At 58.4% G+C, this 12,180-nt stretch carries 13 protein-coding genes; 7 read left to right on the forward strand and 6 right to left on the reverse strand.

From position 1 onward, the window contains the following. Positions 1–80 precede the first annotated feature (80 nt). The 5 genes from G6N80_RS20790 (at position 81) to rplI (ending at position 3,701) form a co-directional block, all read left to right on the forward strand. On the forward strand, positions 81–962 hold the full coding sequence (locus G6N80_RS20790; protein WP_165136477.1) for an RTX toxin: 882 nt from the start codon (positions 81–83) through the stop codon (positions 960–962). A 285-nt stretch (positions 963–1,247) separates the two neighbouring features. Next, the gene (gene rpsF / locus G6N80_RS20795) at positions 1,248–1,703 is read left to right on the forward strand and encodes a 30S ribosomal protein S6 (protein ID WP_062552729.1); all 456 of its coding nucleotides are present in this window, start codon (positions 1,248–1,250) and stop codon (positions 1,701–1,703) included. A gap of 26 nt (positions 1,704–1,729) precedes the next feature. Next, positions 1,730–1,978: a 30S ribosomal protein S18 gene (rpsR, locus tag G6N80_RS20800; RefSeq protein WP_062552730.1), complete on the forward strand. Its 249-nt coding sequence runs from the start codon at positions 1,730–1,732 to the stop codon at positions 1,976–1,978. A gap of 157 nt (positions 1,979–2,135) precedes the next feature. Then, positions 2,136–3,101 carry a DUF2232 domain-containing protein gene (locus G6N80_RS20805; RefSeq protein WP_165136480.1) on the forward strand — a complete coding sequence of 322 codons (966 nt, stop codon included), beginning with the start codon at positions 2,136–2,138 and terminating at the stop codon, positions 3,099–3,101. A 24-nt stretch (positions 3,102–3,125) separates the two neighbouring features. Next, a complete protein-coding gene (rplI, locus tag G6N80_RS20810) occupies positions 3,126–3,701 on the forward strand; it encodes a 50S ribosomal protein L9 (protein ID WP_062552731.1) in 576 nt (191 codons plus the stop codon). 77 nt (positions 3,702–3,778) lie between these two features. Here the strand turns inward: rplI and G6N80_RS20815 are convergent, their stop codons facing one another. Genes G6N80_RS20815 through G6N80_RS20825 form a run of 3 tightly spaced genes read right to left on the reverse strand, consistent with a single transcriptional unit; the run spans position 3,779 to position 7,024 of the window. Next, positions 3,779–4,840 (reverse strand): HlyD family secretion protein, encoded by a 1,062-nt coding sequence (locus G6N80_RS20815; protein ID WP_062552732.1) that lies wholly within the window; start codon positions 4,838–4,840, stop codon positions 3,779–3,781. A 4-nt stretch (positions 4,841–4,844) separates the two neighbouring features. Further along, positions 4,845–6,572 carry an MFS transporter gene (locus tag G6N80_RS20820; RefSeq protein WP_246251444.1) on the reverse strand — a complete coding sequence of 576 codons (1,728 nt, stop codon included), beginning with the start codon at positions 6,570–6,572 and terminating at the stop codon, positions 4,845–4,847. Further along, positions 6,569–7,024, reverse strand: coding sequence for a MarR family winged helix-turn-helix transcriptional regulator (locus G6N80_RS20825; RefSeq protein WP_165136483.1), 456 nt, complete (start codon positions 7,022–7,024; stop codon positions 6,569–6,571). Before G6N80_RS20825 ends, G6N80_RS20820 begins: the two co-directional genes overlap by 4 nt. A gap of 381 nt (positions 7,025–7,405) precedes the next feature. Between G6N80_RS20825 and G6N80_RS20830 the strand changes: the two genes are divergently transcribed. Further along, entirely contained in the window at positions 7,406–8,902 is a 1,497-nt protein-coding gene (locus tag G6N80_RS20830; protein ID WP_062552734.1) for a replicative DNA helicase, read from the forward strand. Between the two features lie 42 nt (positions 8,903–8,944). Here the strand turns inward: G6N80_RS20830 and G6N80_RS20835 are convergent, their stop codons facing one another. The 3 genes from G6N80_RS20835 to G6N80_RS20845 form a co-directional block, all read right to left on the reverse strand. Further along, positions 8,945–9,247, reverse strand: a complete 303-nt coding sequence (locus G6N80_RS20835) for an AzlD family protein (RefSeq protein WP_165136486.1) — start codon at positions 9,245–9,247, stop codon at positions 8,945–8,947. After that, positions 9,244–9,945, reverse strand: a complete 702-nt coding sequence (locus tag G6N80_RS20840) for an AzlC family ABC transporter permease (protein WP_165136488.1) — start codon at positions 9,943–9,945, stop codon at positions 9,244–9,246. The genes G6N80_RS20835 and G6N80_RS20840 overlap by 4 nt, the downstream gene beginning before the upstream one ends. A 65-nt stretch (positions 9,946–10,010) precedes the next feature. Beyond that, on the reverse strand, positions 10,011–10,868 hold the full coding sequence (locus G6N80_RS20845) for an AraC family transcriptional regulator (protein WP_165136491.1): 858 nt from the start codon (positions 10,866–10,868) through the stop codon (positions 10,011–10,013). A gap of 81 nt (positions 10,869–10,949) precedes the next feature. On the opposite strand from G6N80_RS20845, the gene alr reads away from it, so the two are divergent. Further along, entirely contained in the window at positions 10,950–12,116 is a 1,167-nt protein-coding gene (gene alr / locus G6N80_RS20850; protein ID WP_062552738.1) for an alanine racemase, read from the forward strand. Positions 12,117–12,180: the final 64 nt, after the last annotated feature.

Raw genomic sequence — 12,180 nt, forward strand, 5'->3', positions numbered from 1 at the left:
CGATTGTAAGCTGAAGCAAGCACCTCAGCGCAATGCGTCATGAGGCTGCAGTATCGATCTCGTCCGGGGAGCAGGCATTCATGAGCACGATCAGCGGCTTCTTTCGCAGCCCGAATGCAGCGCGCGACATCGATCTGCTGTTTTCAACCCCAAAAGCCGCCAGTAGCACCACATATGCAGGCAATCGTCCGCCTGCCGTACCCGCCGATAACGAGCCGAATGCCAGCCAGCGTGCGCTCTCCCGAATCATCGAGATCATCACTCTCAATTCCTCCGAAGCGCAGGACAAGGCGACCATGGAGAAACAGTTGGGCTATGTCACCGCTGGCACCGGTGGTGAGGGTGACGACACGCTGACGGTCACCGGTCGCGGCATCACCAACATCGATGCAGGTGCAGGCAATGACAGCCTTATCCTCAAGAGTGACTCCATTTCGGACATTCGCACCGTCAGCGGCGATGACAGCATCAAGGCCGCAGGTGCCTTTGTCGGATCGATCGACGGCGGCGATGGCAAGGACGATATTCAGATCAAGGCAAAACTCGCCCTCGACCTCCTTGGCGGAGCTGGCGATGATACGATGAAGGTCGCAGCCGACACGATCCGTAATCTGGATGCCGGGGACGGCAACGATAATCTGGTTCTGGAAGGCAACCGGATCTTTGCGCGCGGCGGCCTGGGTAATGACACTGTCAGCATCAAGGCTACCGGCGCCGATCCCTTGATCGAGTATGGGTTTGGTCGAGGTGACGGGCAGGACACCGTTCGCAGCACATCAGGTCTTGCCATCGCACTCGGAAGCCTCACGGCAAATGACCTGGACATCGCAGTTTCCGGAAACACCCTGACCGCATCCATCAAGGGCAGCGAGGATCGCATCACCATCACGCTGGACGGCAAGACAACCGCCAGCTTCAGCTTTGCCGTCAAGGACGGACAGACGATGCTGCGGATAAACTGATCCGGCAAAACCGGTAATTTCCCCAGACGGCTTGCATTCGCGCGAAATGAGCGTATAAGCCCGCCTGTTCGAAATGCCCGGTCTTCTGGCTGGTGGCTGAACGGAGGGCCGGTTTCACAAATGGAACCGTTGGAACCACAAGGGTTCCGGCCTCCCGTGTCTCCGCTCTCGACCGTCTCGATCGTAACGCTTTTCTTGCTTGGGCTTTTGCTCTTTCCAAGACCAGTCGTTGAGGCTTAGCCGCCGATTACCGGGCCAAGACAACCGCAAGAAAGGCAAGCTACAATGGCTCTTTACGAACATGTATTCCTTGCCCGGCAGGATATGTCCGCTCAGCAGGTTGACGCCCTCGTAGAACAGTACAAGGGTGTTATCGAAGCTCACGGCGGCAAGGTCGGGCGCATTGAAAACTGGGGCCTCAAGTCCCTGACGTACCGCATCAAGAAGAACCGCAAGGCTCACTACGCGCTCATGGACATCGATGCACCGGCTGCTGCCGTGCACGAAATGGAGCGTCAGATGCGCATCAACGAAGACGTTCTTCGTTACATGACCATTGCTGTCGAAAAGCACGAAGAAGGTGCATCTGCCATGATGCAGAAGCGCGATCGTGACGATCGTCCGCGTCGTGATGGCGATGACCGTGGCCCGCGCCGTGACTTCGGCGATCGTGGTCCGCGTCCGCCGCGTGATGGCGACCGTGACCGTGGTCCGCGCGCACCGCGCGAAGACCGCGCGTAATTTCGAGAGCTTAAGGAGAATTACCAATGGCTGACGCATCCTCTGCTCCGGCACGCCGCCCGTTCCACCGCCGCCGCAAGACCTGCCCCTTCTCGGGCGCAAATGCACCGCGGATCGACTACAAGGACGTTCGTCTTCTGCAGCGCTACATTTCCGAACGCGGCAAGATCGTTCCTTCGCGTATCACAGCTGTTTCCCAGAAGAAGCAGCGCGAGCTGGCCCAGGCCATCAAGCGCGCCCGCTTCCTCGGCCTGCTGCCTTACGTCGTTTCCTAATTGAAACAGTCGCCGCCGGGGCTCAACTCTTCGGCGGCGTCTCCCTTCCGCGATGGGCGTGGATCGGAACCTCTAAAACCCATGTTGGGGACCACGCGACCTGAGACTTTGATTCAGGTGCCTCCCCTAACTGCTTGAACCGGCAGGACAGCGAGACGTGAACGGATTGAACCAGACAGTGCTGACGACCGGCATCATTGCCGGTATTGCCGCAACGCTGCTCGTCATGGGCGCGAATGCGCAGCCGTCTTTTGCGTCTGTTCTCTATGCTTCTTCCGCGCTTCCCGTTCTCGTGGCCGGTCTCGGCTGGGGAAATCGTACGGCGATCATTGCCATTATCACGGCCGCAATTCTGGGCGCGGTTCTCGTGACACCCATGTTCGCACTGGCCATGGCCATCTTCACCCTGATCCCGGCTGGCTGGCTTTCACATCTGGCCAATCTCGCTCGCCCTGCCTCTGAGCTTGGCGGTCCTGACCATCTGATGGCCTGGTACCCGATCTCGGACATCCTGTTGCATCTGTGCGGGCTTGTAACGGCGGCGGTCATCATTCTAGGCATGGTCATCGGCTACGGACCGCAGTTGACGGACCGCATGGTCGACCTGATGGCGGAGAGCTTCAACCAGCAGAGCCCGGGCCTTGCACCGAACGCTGAAAGCCTTGCCCAGACCAAGGTTCTGATCGTGCTGATGCTGCCGATGATCCAGGGCGGCATCTGGGTGACCTTGCTGTTTACCGCCTTCTATCTCGCCATCCGGATCGTATCCCGCAGCGGCCGCGCGCTTCGCCCACGTGAGGACATGCCGTCTGCCCTGCGCATGAACCGCAATGCGATCTTCGTTTTCCTCGCCGGCATCGTCCTGATGTTTGCAGGCGGCGTTCCGGCCATGATCGGCGCCACGATCTGCGGCACATTCGGCGCCGGCTTCCTGATGGCCGGGTTTGCTTCCCTGCATTTCCGGCTGCGCGGCAAGGACTGGCGCGTGCCTGCGCTCGTTCTGGCCTATCTCTCGACCATGATGCTATTGCCGATGATCGCCATCGTGATCGTCGGACTTTCCGATACGCGGCGGACAATCGCGTTGACGCCTGCCCGCCCCACAGACAACACCAACTCCTGAAATTGAACTCGAAAGGACACGAAGATGGACGTCATTCTTCTTGAACGCATTGCCAAGCTTGGCCAGATGGGCGAAACCGTAAAGGTTCGCGATGGTTATGCTCGTAACTTCCTGCTGCCGCAGGGCAAGGCGCTGCGCGCCAACGAAGCCAACAAGAAGCGCTTCGAAGCCGAGCGTGCAACGCTGGAAGCCCGTAACCTTGAGCGCAAGTCTGAAGCCCAGAAGGTTGCTGAAGCCCTCGAAGGCAAGAGCTTCATCGTTGTTCGCGCCGCTGGCGAAACCGGTCAGCTGTACGGTTCTGTCGCTGCTCGTGACGTCGTTGACGTTCTGATTGCAAACGGCTTCAACGTTGGCCGTAACCAGGTCGACCTGAACAACCCGATCAAGGAAATCGGCCTGCACAAGGTTACGCTTCATCTGCATGCTGAAGTCGAACTGGAAGTCGAACTGAACGTTGCTCGTTCCGCTGAAGAAGCCGAGCGTCAGGCCAAGGGCGAAAGCCTCACCTCCGCTGATGCCATCTACGGCGTTGACGAAGACGCGCTTCGTCCGGAAGACTTCTTCGATCCGGATGCAGACCGCGACGAAGACGAAGCTTGATTGCTTTCGCCATTTCTGGCGCAACAAACCCCGGTTCAGCGAACCGGGGTTTTTTGTTGTCATGGTAAGGGGTCTTTTCAGTTCGCTGCGGTTCTGACCGGTTGCTCGGTCTTGTCGACACGCACAACAACGGATAGCCCGGGCTGAAGATCTTCGACCGCAGGCTGGGCCGCATCCAGTTTCACGCGCACACCGACACGTTGCGCGATCTTGACGAAGTTGCCTGTCGCGTTGTCCGACCTGATGACAGCGAATTCGGACGCCGCTGCCGGGGAAAAGCGCTCGATTGTCCCGCGCAGTTCACGATGGCCGAGAGCATCGACGGTGATCTGGACCGGCTGGCCGACCTGCATGCCCTGCAGCTGGGTTTCCTTGAAATTGGCGATGATCCACACGTCATCCGGCACAATGGCCATCAGTTGAGTACCAGCCGTGACATACTGGCCGATGCGCGCGCCGACCTCACCCACGCGTCCGTCCCGCGGTGCATGGATTTCGGTGTTGGCGAGGTCGATCTTCGCAAGTTCCACGGTTGCTTCCGCGCTCGAGACGGCAGCTTCCAACGAGCCGCGATTGACAACGATCGTTTGCAGCTGTTGACGAGAAACCTCAAGGGCAGCCTCTGCCTGTTGCACGCCAGCCCTCGCCTTTTCCAGTGCTGCTTCCGCTTGTTCCTGCACACTGGTCGTGCCGACACCACTGCGGCTGAGATTCTGCTGTCGCTCGCTTGCGAGACTTGCCTGCGTCAGGGCAGCCTTCGCACTGGTCAGGGATGCTTCGCTGGAGGTGATGTTTGCCTTGGCAGAAACTTCCTGCTGGTGGGAATTGTCCAGTGCGGCCTTTTGGCTGGCCAGAGTTGCCTGCGCCTGCGCCAGCTTTTGCTGATAGATGCGGTCATCGATCCTGGCCAGCACATCGCCTGCCTTGACCTTCTGGTAGTCCTTGATCGGAACCTCGACCACATAACCGCTGACCTGTGGGCTCAGCGTTGTCACATAGCCGCGCACATAAGCGTTGTCCGTCATCTCCACGCTGCTGGTAAACGGCGGGAGCCTCCAGGCGTAAAGAACGAGGCCAAGACCAACGAGGCCCACGAGCAGGATAATGAGCGTGACTGGGGAAAATAGTTTCTTCAACATGTCTTTATACCTGAGATTGAACTGTTGCCTCTGCCTGGGAGGTTTTCTCGATGCGCCGCACGGCCAATGCCGCTTTCGCGCTATCCCAGGAGAGGTGAATGAGGAGACCGATGAGTGCGGCCGATGTGGCAATGCCGATCAGCAGGAAGGTGTCGTTGTAAGCGAGGATGTAGGCTTCGCGCGAAACCTGCTGTCCAAGCAGCATCAAACCCTCGGCGTTCAGAAGCGTCTTGTCAGTCAACGCCTTAGAATAGCCCGCGGACAGCTGGGCAACTCTCTGTGCAACATCCGGGTCGGTGAGAAGTATGTTTTCAACCAGCATGCTGGAGTGAAACTTCTCACGTATTGTCACGAAAGTACCGAGCAGACCCGTTGCGATGACCGAACCGCTGATCTGGGTGAACAGAAAGATCGCGATGAAATTCACCAGATAGGGAGCCCCTTTCTGGATGGCCGAAGCAAAGCCACGCGCCATGACGGGAGGCAGGAACATGGCTGCGCCGAAGGCGATCATGGACTGGCTGACATAGAACTGCTCCGGCCTTGTCAGGTTCGTCGACTGGCTGTCCAGGAACGCGCCGATCGCAATCATGGCAAGCGCGATCACGTGGGCGGTGCCCAGATATTGCCGTGACATCAGGAAGGCGCAGACCGCACCGCCGACAAGCGAGGCAAGAAGGATGTAGCCAAAGAGAACACCCATCTGGTCGTTCTGGATTCCAAGCTGCTGCAGGAAGCCGACCATGGTGCTGGATTGTTCCGCCGTGACCGCGCGGAAGATGATCAACACGGCCGCCAGATGCAGATTCTGCCAGGAGAAGATCCAGCGCAGATCGAGCAACGGATTGGTCCGGCGCAGTTCGATCATGGCAAAGACCGTCAGCGTCGCAATGCTGGTCGCCAGCAGGATGCCGAGCCATGGGGCCTCAAACCACCAATAGAAGCGACCCAGCGTGAAGAAGACGGCGAAAGAGCCAAGACCGACTGCCAGAAGCATATAGGTGAAGACATCCATGCGTTCGATTGCCTTGACGCGAGGCGGCGCTGTGAGAGGCAGAACGAAAATCAGCGGCAGAGCCAGCAAGGCAAGGCCCAGCTCCATCGTATAGAGCGTCTGGTAGCCATCAATATCCATCAGGACCGGAGAAATGATCCGCGCAACGGGCGCTGCGAGCAGGGTTCCAGTCAGGGCAATGCTGAGGCCGACTGTCAGCTTCTTCTGCACAGGGAATGCTTCCAGAATGTAGAGAAAGCCGAGAGACGACAGCGGAGCAGCCGCCATACCGCTGACAAACCGGACGACGAGCGCCGAATGGAAGTCAGTCACGAAAAGATTGAGGCAGGAGGCCAGAACAAAGGCGGCGATGCTCAGTTCGGCAAAGGGACGCAGACCGTACTGCACACGGATCTTGAAGAGCGCGAGCGAAAGGCTGGCATAGGGCGCCATGTATGCCGCAGACAGGGCGGCAACTTCCGCAATTGTTGCCGAGAAGGTTCCCTGCAACTGATAGATATTGGCGGTAACAATGTTCATACCCAGACCCTGGGTCAGGAACATTAGAAGCCCAGAAAAGATATAGGCAAGCGTCAACCATACCGGTCGCTCTTCAACCGGCACAGGCTGGCGCGGACGAAAGGTGGAAGACAGAAAGCCAACCGGCGTCGGCGAGGGTTCGCTGACGGGTTCGGGCGTGTCCGCCTGACGTTCCATCGTTGCACTGACACTGCTCATAAACGCTGCTCCTCGGCGCTCGAAACGGCAAGGTTCCGGTTGAGTTGCAAGAGAACGCGCAGAGTGACTTCCAGATCCTCAGGCGAAATGTTTTCCACAAGCCGTGCCCTCAGATCGCGCGCCAGGGTCTGAACCGCACGTCCGGCAATCTCTCCTTCCGCGGTTACATGGATCTCTTTGACTCGTCGGTCACCCTCACCAGCGCGTCGTTCGATCAGGTTCTGCTTCTCCATGCCGTCAAGCACGCGAACCAGTGTTGGCGTCTCGATTTCGAGTTCCTGCGCCAGATCCTTTTGCGAAAGATGACCCCGTCGGCTCAGCGCAAAAAGCGCTCTCGCCCGCGTCAATGTCAGGCCCGTCTCGCGCGTTCGCATGTCGAACATCGCACGCAGCCGCCTGTTGAAGGCCGACATCTCGTCGAACAACCGCTCATTGATCGTGTGACGCGACATTGTTATTGATCCCTGATGATTAGGTTACTAATAATTTATAGCCTACGTATGTCAGAGCATAATGATATTCAATAATTCATGTCAGGACGCAGCTATGCAAATTTGACAGACATCAAAGACGTCCCATGCGCGCGTTCACCAAGTTTTGCAAAAGATGCAACCGGCATCTGCACCGGGGAAAAGAGATCTCTATAATGCGGGCTCCGCGACCTGATTCGGGGAAAAGCACAGTCAACGGATAACTCGCATCACTCACGCTTTTCCGTCATTCGGCGGTTGAGGGCTGTGAATCGATGTGAGTTATGCGCTGGCGTCTGTTATCTCCCTCCGGGACAGGTAAAGTGGCAGCATACCGAACATGATCATGATTGGATCGAAACGATGAACGAAGCCGCGCGCAAACTTGCGCCCGCTCTCTCTAACGAGCCTCACTACCGCGAAGCCCCAAGCAATCTTGAGGCAGAACAGGCTCTGCTGGGCGCGATCCTGGTCAATAATGACGCCTATTATCGCGTTTCCGACTTTTTGAAGCCGGGTCATTTCCATGAACCGCTGCACCGGAAGATTTTCGAGGTTGCAGGCGACATCATACGCATGGGCAAGATCGCCCATCCGGTGACGATCAAGACCTTTCTTCCCGCCGAAACCAAGGTCGGCGATCTGACGCTGGCACAATATCTCGGTCGTCTGGCCGGGGAAGCCGTCACCATCATCAACGCGGAAGACTATGGCCGCGCGATCTACGATCTGGCTCTGCGTCGCGCGCTGATCACCATCGGCGAGGACATGGTGAACATCGCCTATGACGCGCCGCTCGACATGCCGCCGCAGACGCAGATCGAGGATACCGAGCGTCGCCTGTTCGAGCTTGCGGAAACGGGTCGCTACGATGGCGGATTCCAGACCTTTTCCGATGCCGTGGCCCAGGCCATCGACATGGCTGGCACCGCGTTCGAGCGCGATGGCCACTTGTCCGGCATCTCAACCGGTATCATGTCGCTGGATGCGAAGATGGGCGGGCTGCAAAGGTCTGACTTGATCGTTCTCGCCGGACGCCCCGGCATGGGTAAAACCTCTCTGGCCACGAATATTGCCTACAATATTGCGGCAGCCTATGAGCCGGAAGTGCTTCCCGATGGCTCTTTCAAAGCCAAGAATGGCGGCGTTGTGGGCTTCTATTCGCTTGAAATGTCCTCCGAACAGCTGGCCACGCGTATCATCTCCGAACAGACCGAGGTTTCCTCCTCGAAGATTCGTCGTGGTGACATCACCGAGGCGGATTTCGAAAAGCTGGTTGCCTGCAGCCAGATGATGCAGAAGGTGCCGCTGTTCATCGACCAGACCGGTGGTATTTCCATCGCGCAGCTTTCCGCTCGCGCCCGACGCCTGAAGCGCCAGCGTGGACTTGATGTTCTGGTGGTGGACTATATCCAGCTGATGACCGGCTCCGGCAAATCCGGCGAAAACCGCGTGCAGGAAGTGACGCAGATTACGACCGGCCTGAAAGCGCTCGGCAAGGAACTGAATGTGCCGATCATTGCGCTTTCGCAGCTCTCGCGTCAGGTGGAAAGCCGCGAAGACAAACGTCCGCAGCTTTCAGACCTCCGTGAATCCGGCTCGATCGAGCAGGATGCCGACGTGGTTCTCTTCGTATTCCGCGAAGAATACTATGTGAAGAACATGGAGCCACGCGACATCAGCGACCCTAAATACCCTGAGTGGGAACAACAGATGGAGAAAGTGAAGGGCACGGCCGACGTGATCATTGCCAAGCAGCGTCACGGACCGACCGGCACGGTCAAGCTCGCCTTCCAGTCCGAGTTCACGCGCTTTGCTGATCTGGCTGACCCGAGTTTCATCCAGTACGAAGAACATTGATGCTCGAGGATGAGCGCCCCGATCAGCATCGGGGCGTTTTCGCTATAGACCGACGGCTCTCAGACCGGCAACGGTCAAGACGCCTGCACCTGCGGCTGGAAGAAACGGCAGGCGGAGAGCTGCAAGGGCGGTGACACCGCAGGCAACGGATTCCGCGATGCCGGTTGCCAAGGCTGTTGGCGCAACCAATGCCATCAAGACAGCGGGCGGAACCGTTTTCAGCGCTTTTTCAGTTCGGGTTGAAAGGCTCATCCGGCCTATCAGAAACGCGCCGAACAAGCGGGTGAAAACAGTCGCCAGCATCATGGCGAGTATGGCGGCAAGGGTCGATGGCTCGAGCGTCATGCCCGCACCTCCGCCCTGCGATCCGGCATGAGCGCCGCTGCCAATCCGGCCAATGCACCGGCGGCGATATACCAGGCACCCGGAACAAGCGTGTGAACGACAAGCGAGGCCGAGGCGCTGGCAAGGAGCACCAGCCCCGTCTGCCGACCCTTCCAGAAGCCCATCAGCAGCACGATGAAAACGGCAGGGAATGCGAAGTCCAGGCCATAGACGGCAAGATCTCCCAGAAGTGTGCCAAACAGGGCGCCACTGAGACTTGCCATGATCCAGCCCAGATAGAAGGGCAGCGCGAGACCAAGATAGAAGGCTGGCGTCAAAGCCTGCCTGTTGGCACGCGCTTCCGCCAGTGCCCAGTTTTCATCCGCCATCACCAGCAAGGCCGGTATTTTTTGCCAGATCCTGAAAAGTCCGAGGCTCCGCGCGAAGGATGCGCCCATGAGGATATGGCGCAGATTGACCAGAAGCGCGGCAAGGCCAAGCGCGCTCCAGGACGCCGGATGCTGCCACAGATCCATCGCGACGAATTGCGAACCGCCTGCGAAAACGAGTGCGCTCATCAAGGTCGTTTCGAGCGGAGAGAGCCCGTTGCCGCTTGCGACCGTGCCGAATACGAAGCCGATCGGCAGGGCAGCCAGCACAAGAGGGAGAATTGATTTGATGCCTGCAGAAAACTCTGCCCGGCGCGATTGATGATGCATCGATGCCTCCATTCGAAAGAGGCTTTAGCCATCACGTATCAATCGGTCTTGAACGAAAGTGATGTTCAACCGGCCCTGAAGACAGCTGGGGTGAGGCCTGTGCGGGCTTTGAAGTGACGGGTCAGGTGCGCCTGGTCGGCAAATCCACAGGCAAGGGCCGTATCCGACGGGGTTGCTCCCTCTCGCAGCAAATGACGCGCATGCCGGATCCGGAGATCGGTCTGATAGGCATGCGGTGTAATGAAGTACTGCTTGCGGAAGGCGCGGATCATATGGGCGCGGCTGAGGCCGGCAATGCGGGCCAAGACTTCAAGCCCGATATCCTGATCGAAATTCTGGGCGATGTAGTCTCGCACCCGGCGCATGGCGACGGGTTCACTGTAATCCGGCAGATGGATGATGACGCTGCCATGTCTCTTGAACATGTTGGCGAGCACCCCATACATGCCCTGCTCTCCGGCAAGCCCTGTCTCTTCTTCCACGGCGCGATGAGCGCGATTGAAGGCTGCAGCCAGTGGCGCATCTGTCAGCAACTGCCGGGAGAAACTAGGAGATCCGTGAAAGGCACGCCCTGTCATATCCTCTATGATATCGACCAGAAGCGCCGTATCCGGGTAGATCATCCGGTAGCGGTAGCCCTCCGGTCCGCCTGGCTGGCCGTCATGAATCTCGCCGGGATTGATGAGGTACAAGGCGCCCGGACCCGTTGCTTCCCGCTCTCCCCGAATCTTGGCGACCTGACACCCGTTTTCTATGGCACCGATCGAAAACGTATCATGCGAGTGCGGAGAAAATTCATGCGTGATGAAGGAGGCGGTCAGGCATTCCATGTCACGAAAGTGCCTTGCCCGCCAGAAGCGTGTTCTTTCCGTTCCCGATACGGGCGTTGCCTCGGCGGCTTGCTGCTGCGAAACATTGTGCATGACTGCAGAATAGACGTGTTCGTTATGATCGTCTTGAACAAAAGTGATAGGGTCCGCAGGACGTAGCAGAAGGATCCAAGAATGCCCGACACCGAGCCGCTGATCGAAGAAGCCGATCCGTTTGACATTGCGCCGGTGCGCCTGACCGTCGACCTGACGGCTTTGGCCGAGAACTGGGTCGAGCTTTCCAAACGCTCCGGTCGCGCAAGAACCGGCGCCGTGGTGAAGGCCGATGCCTACGGTCTCGGCATCGAAGACTGCGGTCTGACACTCTACGAAGCCGGAGCGCGGGACTTCTTCGTGGCCGCCGCTTCCGAAGGCGCAACACTTCGTGCCTATGCGCCCGATGCCAGGATCTTCGTTTTATCAGGGATCTGGCCCGGACAGGAGCGCCTGTTTCTGGAGAACGACCTGGTGCCCGTTCTCGCCTCTGAAGAGCAGATGACGCATTGGATGTCGGTGATTGCCGAGGTGGGCGCCTATCCCTGCGCGGTGCAGGTAGATACCGGCTTCAACCGGCTCGGGCTTTCCTTTGACGACGCGATGGCCCTGGCGCAGGATGTTTCTCGCCCGACGAGTTTCGATCCGGTCCTCGTGCTATCTCACCTGCACACAGCCGATGCCGCCGATGCGGAGACGACACGCAACCAGCTTGATCTTTTCCAGCAGGTTAGCGCTGCTTTCGAAGGTGTTGAATCAAGCCTCTCGGCGTCGGCCGGAATTTTCCTCGGACCACGTTACCACTTCGATCTCACGCGACCCGGAATAGCACTTTACGGAGGCAAGGCCTCGCTGGCGATGGACCGACCTCTAAGGACCGTGGCGACGGCGGAGGCCCGCATTGTGCAGATCCGGGATGCAAAAGCAGGCGAGACAGTGAGCTATGGCGGTACGCACCGGCTTCTTCGTGACAGCCGGCTTGCTGTTGCTTCCGTTGGATATGCAGACGGCTATATGCGTTCGCTATCAGGCTCAGGCGTTCCCTTGCGCAACGGAACAGCAGGCGGTGCTGCCGCCGCGTTTGACGGGTACAAGTTGCCGGTCCTTGGGCGTATCACGATGGATCTGACGGTCTTCGATGCGACGGATCTACCCAGCGGAGCTCTGCGAACCGGCGATTATGTCGAACTTGTCGGGCCGAACATGCCACTGGATGACGTTGCAGAAGCAGGCGGCACCATTGGCTACGAACTCCTGACAGGTTTCGGCCTGCGCTATGAGCGTCGATACACCGGCGACGAAGTCTGAGTTGTCCGATCCTCTTGCAAACTTGTTGCCAAGAGGATACGAGAACAAAACATGATCAAAATGG

The organism is Rhizobium rhizoryzae (assembly GCF_011046895.1).
In the GTDB taxonomy this organism is placed as follows: Bacteria; Pseudomonadota; Alphaproteobacteria; order Rhizobiales; family Rhizobiaceae; genus Neorhizobium; species Neorhizobium rhizoryzae.